22 protein-coding genes and 1 tRNA gene are annotated in these 18,484 nt (G+C 52.9%); 4 read left to right on the top strand and 19 right to left on the bottom strand.

All coding sequences use genetic code 11. The features are described 5' to 3' along the window. Positions 1-46: 46 nt before the first annotated feature. The 18 genes from CWM66_RS19400 to CWM66_RS19315 all read right to left on the bottom strand — a co-directional run bounded on the left by CWM66_RS19400 (position 47) and on the right by CWM66_RS19315 (position 13,202). A complete protein-coding gene (locus tag CWM66_RS19400) occupies positions 47-1,042 on the bottom strand; it encodes a capsid protein (RefSeq protein ID WP_107147107.1) in 996 nt (331 codons plus the stop codon). 198 nt (positions 1,043-1,240) lie between these two features. Continuing rightward, entirely contained in the window at positions 1,241-1,654 is a 414-nt protein-coding gene (locus CWM66_RS19395) for a hypothetical protein (RefSeq protein WP_107147106.1), read from the bottom strand. Between the two features lie 138 nt (positions 1,655-1,792). Further along, positions 1,793-2,485, bottom strand: a complete 693-nt coding sequence (locus tag CWM66_RS19390; RefSeq protein WP_107147105.1) for a hypothetical protein — start codon at positions 2,483-2,485, stop codon at positions 1,793-1,795. 2 nt (positions 2,486-2,487) lie between these two features. After that, positions 2,488-2,748: a hypothetical protein gene (locus CWM66_RS19385; protein ID WP_107147104.1), complete on the bottom strand. Its 261-nt coding sequence runs from the start codon at positions 2,746-2,748 to the stop codon at positions 2,488-2,490. Positions 2,749-2,775: 27 nt separating this feature from the next. After that, entirely contained in the window at positions 2,776-3,012 is a 237-nt protein-coding gene (locus CWM66_RS19380) for a hypothetical protein (protein ID WP_233218405.1), read from the bottom strand. Beyond that, entirely contained in the window at positions 3,009-3,590 is a 582-nt protein-coding gene (locus tag CWM66_RS19375) for a hypothetical protein (protein WP_107147103.1), read from the bottom strand. The genes CWM66_RS19380 and CWM66_RS19375 overlap by 4 nt, the downstream gene beginning before the upstream one ends. Continuing rightward, positions 3,574-3,765 carry a hypothetical protein gene (locus CWM66_RS19370; protein ID WP_107147102.1) on the bottom strand — a complete coding sequence of 64 codons (192 nt, stop codon included), beginning with the start codon at positions 3,763-3,765 and terminating at the stop codon, positions 3,574-3,576. The genes CWM66_RS19375 and CWM66_RS19370 overlap by 17 nt, the downstream gene beginning before the upstream one ends. A gap of 2 nt (positions 3,766-3,767) precedes the next feature. Beyond that, positions 3,768-3,977 carry a hypothetical protein gene (locus CWM66_RS19365; protein ID WP_107147101.1) on the bottom strand — a complete coding sequence of 70 codons (210 nt, stop codon included), beginning with the start codon at positions 3,975-3,977 and terminating at the stop codon, positions 3,768-3,770. Continuing rightward, positions 3,974-4,408, bottom strand: coding sequence for a hypothetical protein (locus CWM66_RS19360; RefSeq protein WP_058687091.1), 435 nt, complete (start codon positions 4,406-4,408; stop codon positions 3,974-3,976). Before CWM66_RS19360 ends, CWM66_RS19365 begins: the two co-directional genes overlap by 4 nt. A 46-nt stretch (positions 4,409-4,454) precedes the next feature. Then, a complete protein-coding gene (locus CWM66_RS19355; protein ID WP_107147100.1) occupies positions 4,455-6,362 on the bottom strand; it encodes a DEAD/DEAH box helicase in 1,908 nt (635 codons plus the stop codon). A 22-nt stretch (positions 6,363-6,384) separates the two neighbouring features. Next, positions 6,385-6,732, bottom strand: a complete 348-nt coding sequence (locus tag CWM66_RS19350; protein ID WP_107147099.1) for a hypothetical protein — start codon at positions 6,730-6,732, stop codon at positions 6,385-6,387. A gap of 956 nt (positions 6,733-7,688) precedes the next feature. Beyond that, positions 7,689-8,252: a recombinase family protein gene (locus tag CWM66_RS19345; protein ID WP_107147098.1), complete on the bottom strand. Its 564-nt coding sequence runs from the start codon at positions 8,250-8,252 to the stop codon at positions 7,689-7,691. A gap of 680 nt (positions 8,253-8,932) precedes the next feature. Beyond that, the gene (locus CWM66_RS19340) at positions 8,933-9,343 is read right to left on the bottom strand and encodes a hypothetical protein (RefSeq protein WP_107147097.1); all 411 of its coding nucleotides are present in this window, start codon (positions 9,341-9,343) and stop codon (positions 8,933-8,935) included. 39 nt (positions 9,344-9,382) lie between these two features. After that, positions 9,383-10,153, bottom strand: a complete 771-nt coding sequence (locus tag CWM66_RS19335) for a DUF3800 domain-containing protein (protein ID WP_107147096.1) — start codon at positions 10,151-10,153, stop codon at positions 9,383-9,385. Positions 10,154-10,234: 81 nt separating this feature from the next. Continuing rightward, on the bottom strand, positions 10,235-10,807 hold the full coding sequence (locus CWM66_RS19330) for a hypothetical protein (RefSeq protein WP_107147095.1): 573 nt from the start codon (positions 10,805-10,807) through the stop codon (positions 10,235-10,237). Positions 10,808-11,330: 523 nt separating this feature from the next. Continuing rightward, a tRNA-Gly gene (locus CWM66_RS19325) sits at positions 11,331-11,404 on the bottom strand. 92 nt (positions 11,405-11,496) lie between these two features. Further along, positions 11,497-12,237: an amidase activator ActS gene (gene actS, locus CWM66_RS19320; protein ID WP_007370266.1), complete on the bottom strand. Its 741-nt coding sequence runs from the start codon at positions 12,235-12,237 to the stop codon at positions 11,497-11,499. A 65-nt stretch (positions 12,238-12,302) separates the two neighbouring features. Further along, on the bottom strand, positions 12,303-13,202 hold the full coding sequence (locus CWM66_RS19315) for a LysR family transcriptional regulator (RefSeq protein WP_007370265.1): 900 nt from the start codon (positions 13,200-13,202) through the stop codon (positions 12,303-12,305). Between the two features lie 216 nt (positions 13,203-13,418). On the opposite strand from CWM66_RS19315, the gene CWM66_RS19310 reads away from it, so the two are divergent. The 4 genes from CWM66_RS19310 (at position 13,419) to idi (ending at position 16,913) form a co-directional block, all read left to right on the top strand. After that, on the top strand, positions 13,419-14,912 hold the full coding sequence (locus CWM66_RS19310) for a UbiD family decarboxylase (RefSeq protein WP_107147094.1): 1,494 nt from the start codon (positions 13,419-13,421) through the stop codon (positions 14,910-14,912). Positions 14,913-14,922: 10 nt separating this feature from the next. Further along, a complete protein-coding gene (locus CWM66_RS19305; RefSeq protein ID WP_007370263.1) occupies positions 14,923-15,510 on the top strand; it encodes a UbiX family flavin prenyltransferase in 588 nt (195 codons plus the stop codon). Between the two features lie 16 nt (positions 15,511-15,526). Beyond that, complete coding sequence (locus CWM66_RS19300; protein ID WP_107147093.1) at positions 15,527-16,243, top strand: DUF554 domain-containing protein; 717 nt, start codon at positions 15,527-15,529, stop codon at positions 16,241-16,243. 118 nt (positions 16,244-16,361) lie between these two features. Beyond that, on the top strand, positions 16,362-16,913 hold the full coding sequence (gene idi / locus CWM66_RS19295) for an isopentenyl-diphosphate Delta-isomerase (RefSeq protein ID WP_071921387.1): 552 nt from the start codon (positions 16,362-16,364) through the stop codon (positions 16,911-16,913). A gap of 48 nt (positions 16,914-16,961) precedes the next feature. Here the strand turns inward: idi and lysS are convergent, their stop codons facing one another. Beyond that, complete coding sequence (lysS, locus tag CWM66_RS19290) at positions 16,962-18,479, bottom strand: lysine--tRNA ligase (protein ID WP_107147092.1); 1,518 nt, start codon at positions 18,477-18,479, stop codon at positions 16,962-16,964. Positions 18,480-18,484 lie beyond the last annotated feature (5 nt).

Raw genomic sequence — 18,484 nt, 5'->3', positions numbered from 1 at the left:
CAGCTCCGGGGCGTAAGCGTCAATATTCATGGCTCAGCCCCTGTTGCTACGCAGCTTGTCGGAAATTGATAACACAGTCAGGGCGACGCAGCCCAACATTGAACAGGCGATATGAGTCCATCACCATCGTCATTTCGCGCTCATCATCCCACTGGCGATTGATGACGCTCTGCGCTTCGACCGTCAGCAGCACAGAGGAGGGTTTAAACAGCGTCGCCCTCGTCATCGCTTCCTCTGCGGTAACGTCATAATCAGCGCCCAGTTCATGCCCGGTAATGGCTTCCTGCGGGTAACTGTTCAGCTCAATGACTCGTACCCCAGCGACATAGCCAACACGACGCCATGCGTAATCGTTGCCGCCATCCCGGCTATAGCGCACGTTCATCAACTTCTTGTGTTCCATCAGAATGCTGAACCAAGCCGGGTCGATAAGCAGTACCAGCTCGGTCACCGGAATATCTTTCTCAGTAAGGAACCGATTAACAGCGGCTTTAATAGCGTGAACCAGCTCATTTGCGGCGTCCTCTTCACTCCCCATTGTCAGGTCGAGCGAGATAACGTTATCCGTCAGCGGGTTAAACGTTGGTTGCAGTGTCGGCGGCGGTACAAAGTCAGCCGCTTTGATTAGCTGGATGGTGTGCGCTTCGTCGTAGAACTTAGCGTGAGCAGTACCGATATTGCGGCTCAGCTCTGCGCGAAATGTGGGTGCTGTCCAATCGTCCTGATAGTCAATCGGGATACGAGTGTACGATACAGTGTCAACCGAGATAATCAGCTTGTCCGACTTAACAGCGGTTGGTTGCAGTGACTCACCACGCGAGCGGCCTTTCACTTCCAGATCTCCGCTCAGGCGGTCTACACGATACTGATTGCTGTTTTTCAGCGGCTTGTATGTGCTCAGCCCTTCGGCCAGAAATACAGATTTGGCTTCAAGACGCGTCTGAACATCACGGTCATACGCTTCAATGTGAATATCGTTATCGGATTCCACACCGCCGTAATGCGGGTGGAACTGGTCAGGCGAATAAATGTTATCGGCCATATGTAAAACTCCTGCGTAGGTTGATGAAGCCCGGCCATCGTCATAGCGCGGGCGTGCGTAATCCTCCCGCCGAGGCAGGATTCAAAACGGTATTGATTAAAAGGGATGAGGTGCCCCGAAATGGGCATCTTGAGGCCAGAACTGGCGCGGTTCTCAGAGGTTAGTGCGCGTGAAGTAAGGCGAACGTATTACCTTGCATTAGTGCGCACTCATACGCGCCACGTTCAACACCTTCCGCACAGAGGTTTCAGACACGCCAACCTTGCTGGCGATGTAACTGTTCTTCTGGCCTTTTGCAGAGCGATCGATAATGTCAGCGCGTATCGCCTCAGTGATCACCTTGCGGGGTCTGGCTCGATTCTTCTCGTGCCGTTCACGTTCGCGCAGCCTTTCGGCCATCTTCGGCGGCAGCTCCGGGGACAGGCCACGGCTAACGCCAGAGGTGCGGGTGTCGGACGTGGCAGACCGTGCAACGATATAAACCGCTTCGTCTGGATTGAAAGCGTGCTGCACACGCTCAGGGTAAACGTGGTCATATCTACCCAGCGGCAAGGCAAAATCCGGGCGCACGTCAGCGACACGCTCCACGGCATGGAAATTACAGGTACTCATTACGAACCTCGGTTAATTAAAAACAGGCTTTCAGATGCCGCGCAGAATGCGGCTTGCGGGGGCTCATGCGCATAGATTGGTGTGGTAGTACCGGGTTGGTGCGCACTCAGTCTTGCAGGGCGCATTCCACCGTTGGCGTTAGCGACCAGCACGTTTGCCAGCGGAGCGCTGTGCAACCAGAGCGCGGTATTGCTCGTCGTACTGGCGATGGCCGGGGCCATACCCTGATTGCTGCGCCCACTGCGAAAGCTGGTCATACGCTGCAATAAACTCAGCATGAGACATACCAACAGGTTGCGCTGCGGGCTGGCCGTATGGGTTTCCCTGCGCAGGAACGTACCCGGAAGCAGAACCAGCAGCCATACGTTCTTGCAGGTACTGAACTGCCCGCGACATTTGCGCTGGGTCGCCAGACATGACCAGCCTTTCAAGGGTGGATTGAGTCCCGGCGTCGAGAGTGCCAGCGTATTGCAGCATGGCGTCAAAGCTACCCGGCCCTAACTGGCTTTCAACTGACTGGTGGAATTGACCAATCAGGCTTTGCATCTCGGCGGTGTACTCGACAGTCGTCCCATCCATCAGGGGAATGGTATCCCCAACCTGAATAGTTACATCGGCGTTCTGGTCTTGTTGGTTCGCGATATTGCCATTGTTCCACTGCCCGCCATCGTTGCCGTTAACGGGCTGCGTTTTCAGGAAACCAGCATCAGCAGGCGCGGAGCTAAAGCGGGATGCGCCATTATCAGCCCCGACAGGCGGGGCGGCATATGGTGATTGCGAAGCACCTGCGCCAGCGTCGGAAAGGTACGGGTTTTGTTGATTGTCAGCCATAGTTAGGCAACCTCTTTAACGAGAATGGATTTCTGCGCCAATTCCAGCAGCAGCATGTGTACAGGAACGCAGCGTTCCGGGATTCGCTTCATGCCGTGAATCATTTTGTTAACATCCTGTCTGTCCACCTGATACGCGCGGGCGATATCGATTTGTCTCATATCAAGCGTCGCGGCGATGAACTTCAATTGCACGCCACCCTCAGTGGCGGTGCGCGGCTGGATGAGGACAATCGTCTTAGCAGAGCTATCTAAAATATTCATGGTAAATTCCTCATTAAATTTCGTGGGTCAAAGCAGGCCATGGCTGCGGAGCCAGCGGCGTTCACCCACTGAGCCGCGTGGACGATGGCGGCGTCCACGGGCGGCGACTGGCTGTTCGGATGCAGCTTCGCCAGTCAGGTTCTGCGTCAGGATGCCCCAGTCACGCGACTGCATGGGGGCATAACCTTCTTGTTGTTCGTCCAGATTCGCGTACCGGGCAGGGTCAAACGCCGGGTTAATGATTTCATTGGTATCGTCCATCATGCGGCCTTACTGAATTTGGAATTGACGGATTCCAGAATATCCGGGTACGACCAACGATTTCGCAGGCAGCGTTGTACATGCGCGACAGCCTCGACAGGGACGCCCAGCTTCCCGGCGATCTCCGCAGCAGGCCAGCCAAAGCGCTCTAACTTGTGGATTTCGTCAAGGTCGCCACTGAACAGGCGACGCACTGCTTTCGCTTTCTCCAGCTTCACCTTCATGGGTTTCTCTGCCGGGTGCGTGTGGGAGTTGCTAAAGCGGGAATGTGCGATAGCCAGCACAGTTTCAGGGCGAATCAACATATCGCGTGCAATCGCGTGCTCAGTGTCCCAATGCCCTTTGCCGGGCTGATAGCGACGGCGGATGGTGTCGTATTCTTGCTGGGTAATATCAGCGTCATCCTTCCACTGGTCGGCGAGGTCGGCCACATATTGGCCTTTGATTACTAAGTCCACATCTACCGGGTCGAATCCGGTTGCAGCAACAATCCCGTTCAGGTTCAGCAAATCGCGTTTGGCAAGGGTGTTAATGCGCTGGATTTCGGCCAGCGTCAGCGGGATCTTATTCGCGGTTGTCATCTGGATAATCTCCATCAAAGTTCATTCGGTCTTCAATCAGTGTGCGGATGAGGTCAAGGCTCGATGCGGTGTGGACACCGCCACCACGCCGGGCGTCGTCGTACAGGGATTTGGCTGCACGCTGGTACTTCTCAGGCAACGTGGCGAACCATGCTCTAAACTGGTGCGGTTGCATGATTACTCTTCCTCATCAGGGAAAACGTTATTGAATGTCGCGTCGGGTGATTCAGCGGCATTGGTCTTAAGGAAGTTAACCGTACTCGACAATTCAGCAGCCACCATACGGGACTCGCCGGATGCATCGTCTTTCAGGCGACGGATTAGGGCGTCCTGCAATAAGCACTTGAGCGTCCATGTATCGCGTTGAAACTCAGCATCAGTTTTCATTGGTCATCTCCAACCAGAGGCAACAGGCCGAGCGCACGCAAATGTTGAACAGCTTCACGGTGAACAGTCTTGGGAAGGAATAAGCGACGTTGCACTGCGGCCAAGACTTCTTCATTAGTCTTGCGCTCCCGGTGCAATCGTCCATTGAAAACTTCATTTGCCAGCCGCCAAGTCGGCCACAGGCGGGAACCGTCCCGGCGCTTCATCCTGTTCAGGACGGACGCCAACACCTCCCACACTTCGCAGCCATTGGTGACACAAAAGCGCATCAGCGGCGTGCTGGCTTTGCGTATGACAGCTTCCCGGTTAAGGGCGTGGACGTGACGGGAGGCCAGTCCGTCAAAGGTATATCCGTTCAAGGCATAGGCCAGTTGTGCATTAATCAGGGCGTCAGAACGCCCCGCGCGATGCAGCGAGGTTTCATCAGGCATAAGGATTTTTCTCCAGAAAGGAAATTAAACAGGTGGGTCAGTTAACCTAGAGGAACTTCGAGATGTAATCCCAGTTAGCATTCTCTTCACGGTAAAGATAAGCCAGTTCGTCAGGCACACCAGACGGAACAGGGGCATCATCGGCATCGTAAACAATCGGGTCGCCGTACAACGCCAGCTCAGACCAGAGCAGGAAAGCGCGAGCTGGCGCACCATCGCGCCCTGCGCGGCCAACCATTTGAACGAGGTCGGCTAAGTCTTCGGGAACATAGGTTAAGATTACATTTTTGATGTCATGGATATCAGCCCCCAAGCCAAAAGCCTTCGTTGCCACCAGAACAGCGCCGGGGGTGCTGGCGAACCACTCTGCATTTGCGTGCCGCTGGTCACGACTCAGGCGCTTCGTTTTGGAATGATACGGCCTTGCCCGGTCACCAAAATGTTTCAGATAAGCCCGTAATGATTTCAGGTCATTGACCAGCACCAGAATCTTTTCATCCTCCGGCAGCGCTTCGACCAGTCCGACAGCGGCAAGGTGTGGCTCCACGCACTGGCGCACCGGAATAAGCTGGATATTCTCGCGGGCAACATCCGCTCTAAAGGTAATGTAATCATCGCGGCAGCCGAGGGACGCCATCAGCTCACGCTCTTTCTCGCGTAGCAGCGTGGCCGTAAACACGCACCGCTGCGCCGAAGGAAAGGCGTGCTGCAACGTGTGCTGCATCAGGTCGTAAGCCGGACGGAAATCCCAGTCATTTACAGTATGTCCCTCGTCGATAATGAAACGGTCAACTCCATACGCCACCAGTGCAGAAAATACCTGACTTGATGGAACAAGATGTTCAGGCGAAACGACAGCGACACGGAAAGCCCCGGCAGCCAGTCCCGCCAGTTGTTGCGTGTTACGATGATGGGGCAGCTTATCGCCAAAGGCCACGGCGTGGATGCCAGCGTCCCGCAGTTGCTGGAGAAGCTGGCGCTTCAGCGTGTTCGTCGGCACAACGATAACGGTTAGGCCAATGCCCGCGCGTGATTCGTAAAGCAGCGGATACGTAAACGCTGCGGTCTTTCCGTAACCAGTTGGCAGCACCGCCAGCACATCCCGGCCATGACGGAAAACAGCTTCTGCAACGGGCATCTGTCCCGGTCGCCATTTCAGTTCATCCCCGCTATGCAAATCAAGTGGCGGCGGCAAAGCCGTGGTCGCGTATCGGTCACAGCGAATCAACTCTTTGAACTGATATGGCGCGGTTGTCAACGGCGGGACGGTTGGTGGCAACGTCGAACCGCCAGCGTCGCAGTGCAGATTCTTCGTGTTGAAATTATCTTCCGTAGGCTTTGGCTCCCCACACCACAATTGGCGAAACTCCGGGCTGTCACCCAACCGGGCGAAATCATCGCGGCGCATCGCTTCCAGTTTACTCATGCCCCTGTTAATGCGGCGCAGGGTGGCATCACCACAAATCAGGAACCCGCGACAAGCTCTAAGGAAGGCGTTTTGCCCCGTGGTTGCTTCCGGGATGATATGCTCACGTGGTTTCAGAGCGGCGTCGTCTACGCGAACGCCGGGGAAATCTGGTGGCAGCGGGTCGGCATAACGCGCGGGCTTCTTGTTCAGCCATTGTTCCAGCTCAGCCCGGCGACAATGAATGGCGTCACCGGGCTGAATGACTTGCCGCAGCCCGGCATCGGCACGTTTCTTTTGCTTCTTAGGGCTGACGCCGTGCATCGCCCGCCACTCTCGCAGGGTCATCGCGGAGCCATCGGCGTTAAAATAAAACTCTTCGGTCTGCGTATTGAATGCCGCCTTCACAGGTTTATGTTTGACGGGGCAAATCTTTGAGCGTCGGACAACAACGCCATCGGCAATCATTTGCTGGGCGTCTGCAATGGCAGTGTTAAGCGGGGCAACGTCTGCGGCCTGAGCCAGCAGGCGGTTTAATCTATGGGACATGATAAATTCTCCAATCAGATAATCAGGCAGCTTTCCGGCATATGTAACGGAGGTGTACGCCACGCTTGCGGACTACCCCATGCAATCTGCGATACTCGCGGAAGGTCATGACGGAACCATCTTCGTGGTGGTAATGCACGCGCAGCCGTTTTTGAAATGATCCCTGAACGGCCTTGTTCGTGACGGCACAGCGAACGTAATGCGGGATAACAGTTTCGGTAAATACCAGTTGCTGGGGCGTGGCATCTACCGCGCTCAATGCTTCGGCAGCAGCAGCGGGAGCGGCTCTAACCAACGTGGTAATGTTCATGTAATCGGCAGCATCAGCAGCGCTATTCGGCGAACCGTTCTCCAGCGTAGTAACTTTCATGCATGCAAATCCCGGACAGCCCTTGTGGCGTCCGGCGTGACAGCTAATTTTGAGTAGGTTTACCGGGATCAATAAAACTCAGGGAGATTTGAGGCGGTTTTGTGGTAGCCCTTTTCCATAGTGGTCACTCTCTTTTACTTTCCAATTAATTCAACCAGTTATAACCGTGAGTTAGTGAGGAGATTTCTGGCGGGAATGTCTCAGCTAAGTGCATTGATTCTTAAACTAATTCAGGAATTGCTAGACGGGTAACAGCTTTATGATGAGGCTGGCAAGATTGCGCGGAGTGGGTGCAGGGTATACCGCGCAGGAAAACCGGGTGGCGAGATACTTATGAACGCTGTCCGGTATTGAGGATTTAAAACAGACAGGATGGTTAATATTTACGATTGGGGATGCACGGCAATCAACTATGCAAATCAGATTCAGTTTTGTAAAACCGTCTCACTACAGATCCCCGCCGGATTGCCAGCGCGGCTAGCACGGTTGTGAGGAGCGCCGAGCATCAAAGCGGACTCACGGACGCGAGAAGCGCAGCCAGTGTAGAGCGAAAAGCGATAACACTAATTGGGAAACCAGAGTGAAGAGATAGAAACCTTTTTTGTACATACATCTAAAATGCATCTTTAAAACATCCCAGCCAAATGACTCCACCCCATGCGGCATCTGGAATTGCTGCGAGACACCGCAGGCTTTGAACCCTTCCCGGCCCCCATCCGGGAATTATTCAGTGATCGCTCACTTTCATAATCTGAGGGTAAATTCATCCTCAGGGAGCTAAAGCCCCCATCGTCTTCATGTACCCTCCGCCAGTAAAACGAAACAACACAACAAAATCAGTGCCTTATAATACCACTGGCAACTTAACACTCTGAAATCAATACAAAAGCTGTAGGTCATCCATCACCCACAGCCCAGCAACGGCCAGTGCTGGCACCTAATCAGGCTGTAGGTCATCACCCCTCAGCGCTGGCGGCCAGCTCTCGCTTGATGCGAAAAACGGTAGCACGGCCACACCCGGCCACCTTCGCCACCTCGTCAGGTGACAGGCCACGCCCCAGCAGCTCGGCTACCTTCTCACGTAGCTCTGTATCCTTCGGCTTGCCCTTGAAGCGACCAGCCTCTTTAGCGATGGCAATCCCCTCGGTCTGGCGCTGGCGGATGAAGCTCCGCTCCAGCTCAGCCACTGCGCCCAGCATGGTAATCATAAAGCGGCTCGTGGGATTCTCTGGCTCAAACGTCATGCTGTTATCCAGAAACTGAACAGACACGTTCTTGCTCAGAAGCTCATCCAGCATGGTTAGCAGGTCTTTGGTGTTGCGTGCCAGACGGTCAACGGATTTCACCACCACCACATCACCAGCGCGAACACGCTGCATCAGCTCGGTCAGCTTCGGCCTTTCAGTGCTCTTGCCCGATACCTTATCAATCAGCAGCTCATCACACAGGCCAGCTAAAGCAGCCTCTTGCCTCGCGGTGTTCTGCTCTCTGGTGCTCACTCGAATGTATCCGAATCTCATCCCTCAGCCCTCAGTATCAAAAAGGTGAGACCAAAGATACTGTATCAATTAACTTATGTAAACCCATTATTGATACAACGATATGGCATCAGCACAGAGTATCCATTAAGTACACTCAAAAGATACTCATACACAGGAGCATCACGTCAGCATTCTCCGGCACACCGAAAGAACACAGTGAAAAGCGCACACAGGAGATCAGCACGGCACCGCCACGATCTCGAAATCACAAAGGCGTTGAATCTACACATTGGAAGCACAGAACGCCGCAGAGCGCGGCACAGATCATTTTAGAGTGATGTACAGATACACAATGAAAGGCAGATGACCGCAGTACTCGTCCCACACAGTTATTCAGCAGCAGCAATCAGCCAGCATCTCGCGCCTGCAATAGTTGGCTCAGATGAGTAAAATCTTAGGGTTTTCTCAGCGCCCCCTGACGCGCGGGTACGCGCATGCGCACGGGGGCGCGGACGAGCTTTACAGTTGAGGGAGGGGCAACCATAAACGTGCAATTTTTCAAGCCGGGGATTCAGCCATAGGCTAACAGTAGAATGCGGCTTGTAGAGGGTTGTGCGCATATCCCCAGTACAACCGCATTACTTCATGCGCACAAACCCCGGAGAGCCGCTTGCGGTGGGGATTGCTAACATCTTTTGGGATAAGGCTGCATTCTATTTCTAATACGGCGATACGTAGTCAGCGGGCAGTCTCTCTCGGAACCACTCCCATAAAGCATTCAGTTCAGCAATATCAGATTCAGCCGCCCACTCTTTAACCCGATAGTCTCTCCATGCTAGCGCATTTTCAAGAGCAGCATCTATATGTTCGTACAGTTCCTCGAAGTTACACTTAAGCACTTGCATCGTATCGTACCCAATACGCATTTGGCGTATATGCAGCAGCTTGAGTGACTCTTCTTCCGTAGCTGGGTTCGGGTCGCCCCAGTCGCCTCGCTCAGCAAGCCAATTCGTATAGGCCGTGAGCTGTTTTATCCGTGCTATTTGTGCCAACTTAACTTCCTTGCTTCTCATGTATTCAGCTTGCTGCAATACACGCTTTGTTGCGGGGTCTAGTTCGTCGTAACTCATGAAATTTTCCACTCAGATCTAGATTGCGATAAGGGTAAGTCAGGCCAGCTCTTCACGCTTAACCGGCGGAACGCTGTAATCTGGACGAATGCTTTTTGATCCCGGCACTGCTCGCATCTCTTGCGGAAAGTGCCAGATATTAAAATCCTTATTCGGGAACGTATCATAATGAAACATGTCCCAACCAAGCAGAGCAGCCATCCGTTCAAAAGCAATCTCTTTAGCCACAGACAACTCTAGCCGTGGGTTCAGATACTTCAAGTACCCAGAGTTCACTGCCCCGGTGAGAATGTCCACAACCTGTAAGCCCAAGTGGTGCTTGGAGTCGTGCATAGTTACCGACTTAACCAACGTCTTTATCCCGGCTCTAGCCAGCATACGGTTAGCAATAATGCCCGTTACTTCATCGTTCTTTTTGTACTTATCAATCTTCTGGTCAATGATGACTTCAACGTCACTTTTAATCTGCTTAGCTACGTTCTTAACAAGCATCGTGTACGTCTGGTAAAAAGCCAGCTCTCTATCCATCTGCCAGTTGTTGTACATGTTCTTCACAACAATAATCGAATGGAAACAGCACGAGTTCTTAAGCACCATTGCCAGCAGCTCAATGCAGATGTTTGCCTGCCCTGCGCTGTTTTTAATTTTCGACCACTTTAACTCACCGACAATACCGTGCTTGTCTTTCAGCTTCTGAACGCGCTCATTAAAGATATGCAGTGTGTCTTTACGAACACACAGCAAACCAATGCCATAACAGCGGTCACTTCCTGTCGTACCACTCTCATCACCAAAGGCCACGTATTCCATGCACAATACCCACTATTAATTTAATGGATATTTTATGCACAACCCAAGTGGCAGGCAATGCCTCGCATTGTCAGCTTATTGTCACTCGTGCTCAATTTTGTTGGGTATCGTAACCGGGACTTCACTTCCATATATGAGTGGTGGGTTGAGGTAGGCTATACCATGCAAGCACCCCAAAAATCCTAGCAAATACATTAAGATACAAATCAGCTCCAGTCCGAGCTTGCGGTCTATCCCCGGAATCTCATCAGTGACGCTAGTCGTCACCTCTTTGCCAACCAATTGGCTGTACGATGAAACAAAGGACTTGAATACTTCGGCAGCTCTTGGAGAGTCAATGTTATGTGCAAGTGCATTCCGCAACTTGTTCAATTTATCCAAAGCAGCCCAAACATTTTTAGGGAATTCCATGCCCGGTAAATGAGATCCAAACATAGCATGCACTAGGCTTAGCTTATGGCTAAAGCCGAGCTTAATATTCTCAATCGGGCCGCTATCCCGGCAATGCAATTTCAGAATATCAAAAAGCAATTCCTCAACGAAAAGATGCCCTTTCAGTATGATTGAGGTGGTATCCATACCAGCGTGCAGGTGCTTCTCGTACCTTGCGCATCTGGCTTCATAAATGGCTTTAAGACTTTCCTGTGTGCGCATCGTGTTCCATCCAGCAGTACTTGTTTTTATGCAGTGTACCAAAGCTATCACATACATGATTCCATACACATACCGCAATAGAATCCATAAAGCCCCGTTGGTGGTAAGACAACAAGCGGAGCCTCTGGCGACTTCATCAAGGTTATGTCAGTTAGTGAGGCTTATCAGGATAACCATGTACCCAAGGGGAGCGAGGCCGAACCGCTGGCAGAGCTTGCATATGGTCTGCAAGTACCATGACCACCATAAACCTGTTTATCCCCTGCGGCGTCTCGCGACGGCGACAGAACGGGGGCATCGGGCTAAAAATGCGCTTCACTAAAAGTTTCAGGGAATCATGCCGGGTGCGCGGCTTTCTGTTCATGTTGGGCTATCGCGGTATGACAAGTGGAACGACCGCCAGCGCTTTGCTAAACTCCCTGTTCACCGTTCAACAAATCGCGGCAACTATCAGGGTAAATAGCGGTACTTTGGTCACATCACCTTAGAGCTAACTCAATGAGTTACAAGGCTTTTAAAGGGCTGGAGCGGGCGAAGGGAATCGAACCCTCGTATAGAGCTTGGGAAGCTCTCGTTCTACCATTGAACTACGCCCGCGTCGAAGTGCGTAACGCATTATAGTCTTTACGCACCGTCTGGCAAGATACGCCTGCGCTAACAGGTTAATTTATCGTCTGTTCGGCGCATTTTTAACATTTGGGAGGGCTGCCCTGCGGCGGTAAATAACGCAGCGGATCAATCGCCGTTGCCCGGTAGCGCAGCTGGAAGTGCAAGCGAACAGAATCCGCATCACTGCTGCCCATGGTGGCGATCTTCTGCCCCGCTTTCACGTTCTGTCCGTTATTCACCAGCATCGTATCGTTGTGCGCGTAGGCCGTAATGTAATCTTCGCTGTGCTTAATCATGATCAGATTACCGTAGCCACGAAGCTGACTACCAACGTAAACCACCTTCCCTGCACCAGCAGCATAGATGGCTTGCCCGCGCGAACCTGCAATATCAATCCCCTTATTCCCGCCGTCGGACGTGGAGTAACCCATAATCACTTTCCCGCTGGTCGGCCATCGCCAGCAGCGTTGCCCTACCGGCGGCCATGAGGATTGCGGCACGGCGGAGGAAGGCGTGACTTTAGCGGTTTTCGTGCTGGTTTTACCCGAGGATGCGCTGGCTTTAGAGCCATTAACCTTCAACCGCTGCCCCACTTCGATGGTATATGGCGGGGAGATCCCGTTCATGCTGGCGAGATCTTTCACGCTGGTTCCGGTAATGCGTGAAATACGGTACAGCGTATCGCCCCGCTTAACCGTATAGGTGGAGCCGGAATAATTGCCTCCGGAAGAGGATTTCCCGGCGCAACCTGCCAGCAATAAAGCGAACGCCAGGCAAAAGGCAATGCGGAACGGGTTACTCATCAGGCGTCCTGCGCGCAAAACAGATCCTCGATTAAAATAAATGGCGACCTATGATAACAGCCACAATCCGGATGCCAATACTTTCACGATGAATGGCGCGGCATCGGGTAGCCCTGAGCAATGATTTCCATCATTTCCGGCAGATACGGCATCGCCGGCATCTTCACCAGAGCCGGGTAAAATACCTGCGGCGACGGAAAAACATCCACTACGTGGCAGTTTATTAATTTAGCTGCATCCACCTCTGATGACGGCAGCAGCGTTGCCGCAGCGAGACCAGACTCCAGCCATTCCAGAATCACACCAGGCTGGGTGATATGCATGATCACCCGCGGATTCCCACCCGCTTTACGGAACAGGTCGATTAACATCTCATACGTTCCGGCATCTTTTGCCCGGTGCAGCAGCACCAGCGGAAATGCCGCCAGCGCCTGGTAATCAAATGGGCTCGCTGGCATTTCAGGCAAACACTGTTTGCTGATCACCGCAACCAGCCGTACCGGATCGAAGGAGACATAATCAAAGCCTTCACTGCGGTAGGGGCGCTGGATCAACGCCAGATCGATCGCACCTTCGTTAAGCATGGTTTCCAGATGGCTGGAATCCGTTACCGAAATATTAATCTCCGCATCGGGATGACGCTTATAAAGCTCCAGCAACAATGGCTTGAAATACGATTGAAAAAGATGGGTTAAGCCGATTCTTAACTTGAATTTTTCTTTATTAGCAATAGCGATCGTTTCGCGGGCGGTGTCTTCAACCTGACGTAATATTTCGCATGCTTTACGATAAAGAAAATATCCAGCATCAGTTGGCTCAATACGATTTCCCTGGCGGGTAAACAGTGAAACCTGTAGCTCTTCTTCCAGTTCCTGGATCCGTTTACTCAATGGCGGCTGCGCCATATTCAGCACTTTCGCGGCCTGGCTTACGGATCCCTGCTCTATAACGCGGCAAAAATAGCGCAACCTTTTCAAATCCATACAGATCTACTCCACGATCCCCCGGCGCTCAGTATCACACTTAGCGCAGCAAAGGAAAAGTCTGGTTTTTTAATCAAATTAGAAACCTAAATTTAACAATTTTATAAATAGTACTTTTTTGATCTGGTCTGAGTCAGGAAAACGGTATTTGTTTAATGTTCCCTGGAAAAATAAGGTAGCCACCGACAGTAAACCCTTTTTCCGATGGAACAGACTATGTCAAATAGCGAAAATAAAAATACCAGCGGCGTTACAGATTTACGCTCGGCGATTGAATTATTAAAAACACTGCCCGGCGAATATGTCGAAACCGATACTGAAGTTGATCCACACGCCGAACTTTCCGGTGTTTACCGTTACGTTGGCGCGGGCGGCACCTGCCAGCGCCCAACACGTAAAAACGGCCCGGTGATGATGTTCAACAAAGTGAAGGGCTTCCAGGATATCAGCGTGGCTATCGGCCTGAACGGCTCGCGTAAACGCGTCAGCCATTTCCTCAACTGCGCGCCGGAAAAATTGGGCCACCTGCTGAAAGATTCCGTGCAGAACCCTATTCCGCCAATACTGACCAAAGACAATGCCGTCTGCCAACAGGTGGTTCATCTGGCCAGCGACACTAACTTCGACCTGCGCAAACTGCTACCAGCACCAACCAATACCGAAGAGGATGCCGGCCCGTACATCACAATGGGTCTGTGCTACGCTTCCGATCCTGAAACACACGAATCTGATATCACCATTCACCGCCTTTGCGTACAGAGCCGCGACGAGCTGTCGATGTGGTTAACCCCGGGTCGCCATATCGATGCATTCCGCATGAAAGCGGAAGCCGCCGGGAAACCACTGCCGATCTCGATCAGTATTGGCGTCGATCCTGCTATCGAAATCGCCGCCTGCTTTGAGCCGCCAACCACCCCGCTGGGTTATGACGAACTGAGCGTTGCCGGTGCCCTGCGCGGCAACGCTGTAGAAATGGTGCAGTGTAAAACCATCAACGAACGTGCCATTGCGCATGCGGAGATCGTTATCGAAGGCGAACTGCTGCCGAACGTACGTCTGCGTGAAGATCAGAACACCAATACCGGTAAAGCGATGCCTGAATTTCCCGGCTATACCGGCGAGGCCAAAGATGCACTGCCGGTAATCAAAGTCAAAGCCGTCACCCATCGCTACAACCCGATCTGGCGTACCACTGTGGGTCCAGGCGAAGAACACGTCAATATGGCGGGCATCCCGACGGAAGCCAGTATCCTCGATATGGTGGGCCGTGCAATGCCGGGCAAGCTGCTCAACGTGTTCGCTCACTCTGCGGGTGGCGGTAAACTTCTGGCGGTGATGCAATTCAAAAAATTCTCCCCGGCGGATGAAGGCCGTCAGCGCCAGGCAGCCCTGCTGGCATTCTCTGCCTTCCCGGAACTGAAACACGTGATTCTGGTTGATGAAGACGTGGATATTTTCGACAGCGACGATGTGCTGTGGGCGATGCAAACCCGATATCAGGGTGATGTCGATACCGTCACGATTCCCGGGGTTCGCTGTCATCCGCTCGATCCCTCGCAGATCCCGGCTTACAGCCCGAGCATTTTGCAGCAGGGAATGTCCTGCAAAACCCTCTTTGACTGTACGGTGCCATTCCACCTGAAAAGCCATTTTGAACGCTCGAAGTTTAAAGAGGTTGATGTGAAACGCTTCCTGCCAGATTTCGAGTAAGGGGAACAATGTGGCGGCATCTCAACGCATCATTGTCGGCATTAGCGGTGCTTCTGGTTTTCAGTATGGCGTAAAGGCACTTGAGCTTTTACGTGCGCAGGCTCCTGAAGTCCACCTGGTTATCTCAAAAGGGGCGGAAAAAACCTGTGAGCTGGAAACGGACTATCAGTTGGATGAGGTGATGGCACTGGCAGATGTGGTTCACCCTATTGGTAATCTTGGCGCAGCCATTTCCAGCGGATCGTTTAAAACAATGGGCATGCTCGTTGCCCCCTGTTCCATGCGTTCGCTGGGATCCATCGCAAACTGCCTGACAGATAACCTGCTAACCCGGGCCGCCGACGTGGTGCTTAAAGAGCGCCGCCGTCTGGTGCTGCTGGCGCGCGAAACGCCACTTAACCTCGGACATATTCGCAACATGTTGGCGGTAACAGAAATGGGCGGAATTATTTTCCCGCCGGTTCCGGCGCTATACCAGCGCCCGCAAACCACTGATGAAATCATTACCCACAGCGTCAGCCGCGCGTTAGACCTGTTTGGTATTGATGTGAAAAACCTTCCGCGTTGGGGCGAGGGCAACCTGGCTCATAACGCGTAATCATGCAGGAAATATTATGTTAATCGGTCCTTATGTGAATGGCGCTGCCGTTATTGTCGGCGGTTTGCTGGGTTCACTCGTTGGCAAACGTATTCCGGAGCGCGTGAAAGTGGCGCTGCCCCTGACCTTTGGTCTCTGTTCGGTCGGTCTTGGTATCAACCTGGTGATAAAAGTGAAGTTCATGCCTGCCGTGGTTCTGGCGATGGTGCTGGGCGCAGTCATTGGCGAAGTATTCTTTCTGGAAAAACAGATCGGTAGAGCGGCAGGCACAACACGCGGCTTAATCAACCGCGTGTTCCCACCAGTTCAGGGCCTGGGCCACGATGAATTTACGGAGAAATTTGTCGCGATTCTGGTGCTGTTTTGCGCCAGCGGCACCGGTATCTTCGGTGCGATGCATGAAGGCATGACTGGCGATCCCTCCATCCTGTATATCAAAACGGTGCTCGATTTGTTTACCGCCGCCATTTTCGCCACCATGCTGGGCTTCTCAGTCATGACCATCGGTTTACCACTGATTGCCGTGCAGGTTGCGCTGGCAACGCTGGCGGTTTACATCCTGCACATGATCACTCCGGACATGATGGGGGATTTCTCCTGCGCGGGAGGGCTAATCATGGTCGCAACGGGGCTGCGGATTTGTAATATCAAGCCGTTCCCGGTGGCAAATATGTTGCCCGGATTGGTACTGGTAATGCCCTTTTCCGCTCTCTGGGCAAAACTTTTCGCCTGATAGTTGGTTATAATCGCGTTTGCCCGGTGGCGCTGTGGCTGGCTGGTTTGCAGAGATCGTGTTCCCTGTAAACTGGCTAAGTCCAGCGCCACCCGGCGTTTTACGTTCGGGAGCCGTTATGGGTAAACAAGAGCACGTTATTTTAGTGAATGAGCAGGGAGTGGTAACCGGTACGCAGGAAAAGTACGCCGCACATACATCGCAAACGCCGTTACATCTGGCTTTTTCATGCTGGATTTTTAATGCCGCAGGGCAGTCTCTGGTGACACGGCGTGCATTAAGCAAAAAAGCCTGGCCAGGCGTCTGGACGAACTCCGTTTGCGGGCATCCGCAAAAAGGGGAAACCACCGAACAGGCCCTTATTCGCCGCTGCCGTTATGAAGTCGGCGCCGGGATCGGGCGCATTACCGCCATCGCACCAGAGTTCCGTTACCGTGAAACAGATCCTTCCGGCATCGTGGAAAACGAAATCTGCCCGGTCTTCGCCGCGCAAATCACAACGCCGTTGACGATTAACTACGATGAAGTGATGGAATATCAGTGGGTGGATCTGGAAGCGTTATTGCAGGCGCTCAATGCTACGCCCTGGGCTTTTAGCCCCTGGATGGTGGCAGAAGCAGCCACTGCGCAGCCCGCGCTCAGAAATTTTGCCGCCACATTGCAGGTATAAAAAAGCCCCGACGTTGTTCACGCCGGGGCTTTTTTTATCGCTGAGCGATTACTTCACCGGACGCATTGCCGGGAACAGAATCACGTCGCGAATGGTGTGGCTGTTGGTAAACAACATCACCATACGGTCGATACCAATGCCCAGACCCGCCGTCGGCGGCAGACCGTGTTCCAGCGCGGTCACGTAGTCTTCGTCGAAGAACATCGCTTCGTCGTCGCCCGCATCCTTCGCTGCAACCTGGTCAGCAAAACGCTGCGCCTGATCTTCCGCGTCATTCAGCTCGCTAAAGCCGTTACCAATTTCACGACCGCCGATGAAGAACTCGAAGCGATCGGTGATTTCCGGATTAACGTCGTTACGGCGCGCCAGCGGGGAAACTTCCGCCGGGTATTCCGTAATAAAGGTCGGTTGAATCAGATGTGCTTCGGCCACTTCTTCGAAAATTTCGGTCACGATACGGCCCAGACCCCAGCTCTTCTCAACTTTGATACCGATGCTTTCAGCAATCGCCTTCGCGCTATCGAAGTTATCCAGATCCGCCATGTTGGTTTCCGGACGGTATTTCTTGATCGCTTCGCGCATGGTCAGTTTTTCGAACGGTTTGCCGAAGTCGAAAACTTCATCGCCGTAAGGCACTTCGGTTTTGCCGAGGATGTTCTGCGCCAGCGTGCGGAACAACGATTCGGTCAGTTCGATCAGATCTTTATAATCCGCATACGCCATATAGAGTTCCATCATGGTGAACTCAGGGTTATGGCGAACGGAGATACCTTCGTTACGGAAGTTACGGTTGATTTCGAACACGCGCTCGAAGCCGCCAACCACCAGACGTTTGAGGTACAGTTCCGGCGCGATACGCAGATACATGTCCAGATCAAGCGCGTTATGATGAGTGATAAACGGACGCGCGGACGCACCGCCAGGGATCACTTGCATCATCGGCGTTTCAACTTCCATAAAGTCGCGGCTCACCATAAACTGGCGAATACCGGCCAGGATCTGCGAACGCACTTTAAAGGTATTGCGGGATTCATCGTTAGAGATGAGGTCCAGGTAACGCTGGCGATAACGCGCTTCCTGATCCTGCAAGCCGTGGAATTTATCCGGCAGCGGACGCAGAGCTTTAGTCAACAGACGCAGTTCGGTGCAGTGAATGGAAAGTTCGCCGGTCTTGGTTTTGAACAGCCTGCCGCGCGCGCCGAGGATATCGCCGAGGTCCCATTTTTTGAACTGCTCGTTATACACGCCTTCTGCAAGATCATCGCGCGCAACGTACAGCTGAATTCGACCGCCCACATCCTGCAAGGTTACGAATGAGGCTTTACCCATAATGCGGCGGGTCATCATGCGGCCAGCAACGGCCACTTCAATGCCCAGGGCTTCCAGTTCTTCGTTCTCTTTGCCATCAAATTCAGCGTGCAGCTTGTCAGAGGTCTGGTCACGACGGAAATCGTTCGGGAACGGCACACCCTGCTCGCGCAGTTGCGCCAGCTTCTCGCGGCGGGTTTTCAGTTCATTGTTAAGATCGACTGCCGCGTCAGCGCCCTGTGCTTGTTGTTCAGACATGTTGG

Origin of the sequence: Kosakonia sp. H7A, assembly GCF_003028445.1 — a bacterium.
Classification (GTDB): Bacteria; Pseudomonadota; Gammaproteobacteria; order Enterobacterales; family Enterobacteriaceae; genus Kosakonia; species Kosakonia radicincitans.
This window is presented reverse-complemented; position numbering and strand designations above follow the sequence as displayed.

Bases quoted from the DNA above. Each gene is read 5' to 3' on its own strand.
- CWM66_RS19400 (WP_107147107.1), bottom strand. From the start codon at position 1,042: ATGGCCGATAACATTTATTCGCCTGACCAGTTCCACCCGCATTACGGC.
- CWM66_RS19395 (WP_107147106.1), bottom strand. From the start codon at position 1,654: ATGAGTACCTGTAATTTCCATGCCGTGGAGCGTGTCGCTGACGTGCGC.
- CWM66_RS19390 (WP_107147105.1), bottom strand. From the start codon at position 2,485: ATGGCTGACAATCAACAAAACCCGTACCTTTCCGACGCTGGCGCAGGT.
- CWM66_RS19385 (WP_107147104.1), bottom strand. From the start codon at position 2,748: ATGAATATTTTAGATAGCTCTGCTAAGACGATTGTCCTCATCCAGCCG.
- CWM66_RS19380 (WP_233218405.1), bottom strand. From the start codon at position 3,012: ATGATGGACGATACCAATGAAATCATTAACCCGGCGTTTGACCCTGCC.
- CWM66_RS19375 (WP_107147103.1), bottom strand. From the start codon at position 3,590: ATGACAACCGCGAATAAGATCCCGCTGACGCTGGCCGAAATCCAGCGC.
- CWM66_RS19370 (WP_107147102.1), bottom strand. From the start codon at position 3,765: ATGCAACCGCACCAGTTTAGAGCATGGTTCGCCACGTTGCCTGAGAAG.
- CWM66_RS19365 (WP_107147101.1), bottom strand. From the start codon at position 3,977: ATGAAAACTGATGCTGAGTTTCAACGCGATACATGGACGCTCAAGTGC.
- CWM66_RS19360 (WP_058687091.1), bottom strand. From the start codon at position 4,408: ATGCCTGATGAAACCTCGCTGCATCGCGCGGGGCGTTCTGACGCCCTG.
- CWM66_RS19355 (WP_107147100.1), bottom strand. From the start codon at position 6,362: ATGTCCCATAGATTAAACCGCCTGCTGGCTCAGGCCGCAGACGTTGCC.
- CWM66_RS19350 (WP_107147099.1), bottom strand. From the start codon at position 6,732: ATGAAAGTTACTACGCTGGAGAACGGTTCGCCGAATAGCGCTGCTGAT.
- CWM66_RS19345 (WP_107147098.1), bottom strand. From the start codon at position 8,252: ATGAGATTCGGATACATTCGAGTGAGCACCAGAGAGCAGAACACCGCG.
- CWM66_RS19340 (WP_107147097.1), bottom strand. From the start codon at position 9,343: ATGAGTTACGACGAACTAGACCCCGCAACAAAGCGTGTATTGCAGCAA.
- CWM66_RS19335 (WP_107147096.1), bottom strand. From the start codon at position 10,153: ATGGAATACGTGGCCTTTGGTGATGAGAGTGGTACGACAGGAAGTGAC.
- CWM66_RS19330 (WP_107147095.1), bottom strand. From the start codon at position 10,807: ATGCGCACACAGGAAAGTCTTAAAGCCATTTATGAAGCCAGATGCGCA.
- CWM66_RS19315 (WP_007370265.1), bottom strand. From the start codon at position 13,202: ATGGATTTGAAAAGGTTGCGCTATTTTTGCCGCGTTATAGAGCAGGGA.
- CWM66_RS19310 (WP_107147094.1), top strand. From the start codon at position 13,419: ATGTCAAATAGCGAAAATAAAAATACCAGCGGCGTTACAGATTTACGC.
- CWM66_RS19300 (WP_107147093.1), top strand. From the start codon at position 15,527: ATGTTAATCGGTCCTTATGTGAATGGCGCTGCCGTTATTGTCGGCGGT.
- idi (WP_071921387.1), top strand. From the start codon at position 16,362: ATGGGTAAACAAGAGCACGTTATTTTAGTGAATGAGCAGGGAGTGGTA.
- lysS (WP_107147092.1), bottom strand. From the start codon at position 18,479: ATGTCTGAACAACAAGCACAGGGCGCTGACGCGGCAGTCGATCTTAAC.